This is a genomic window from Rothia sp. HMSC071F11 (assembly GCF_001809115.1).
Taxonomy (GTDB): domain Bacteria; phylum Actinomycetota; class Actinomycetes; order Actinomycetales; family Micrococcaceae; genus Rothia; species Rothia dentocariosa.
The window spans coordinates 337,894-338,518 of record NZ_KV795730.1 but is presented as its reverse complement, the minus strand read 5'-3'; the positions used below and the strand labels follow the sequence as shown (position 1 = coordinate 338,518).

Annotated in this window: 1 protein-coding gene; it reads left to right on the top strand. The window is 54.2% G+C overall.

From position 1 onward, the window contains the following. Positions 1-625, top strand: a 625-nt coding sequence (locus tag HMPREF2554_RS02455; protein WP_141744361.1) for an amino acid permease, incomplete at both ends; no start/stop codon positions are given.

Genomic DNA, 625 nt, shown 5'->3' with positions numbered 1-625 from the left:
CAAACCTGAAATATAAGTCATTCTCAGACTTTGCCACCGACCTGATCGGGCGCCCCGCGGGGTTTTTCCTCGGATGGTCGTACTGGTTTATGTGGGTAGTCACCGCGGTCGCAGATATTATCGCAATCGTGGGCTATACCGAGCTGTGGTGGCCCGATTTACCGAAAGCGGTTCCAGCACTCGCCGTGATTATTGCGCTGCTGGCGCTGAATCTGCCCTCGGTGAAGAATTTCGGTGAGATCGAGTTCTGGTTCGCCATGATTAAGATTGTTGCCATCTGCGCCCTCATTATCGTGGGTGCCATTATGGTTGCTACGAGCTTCACGACACCCAGCGGTGCTCATGCTCAGGTAGCCAACCTGTGGAACGATGGCGGATTCTTCCCCAACGGTGCCACCGGATTCTTAGGCGCCTTCCAGATCGCGGTCTTCGCCTTTATGGGCTCCGAGCTGGTAGGTACTACCGCCGCCGAAACCCAGAACCCCATGGTGACTCTGCCGAAGGCTATTAACTCAGTGCCGGTTCGTATTCTCATTTTCTATGTGGGTGCCCTGATCGTTATTCTGATGGTAAACCCCTGGCGTGAAATTAATCCGGCCAAGAGCCCCTTCGTGACCATGTTTAC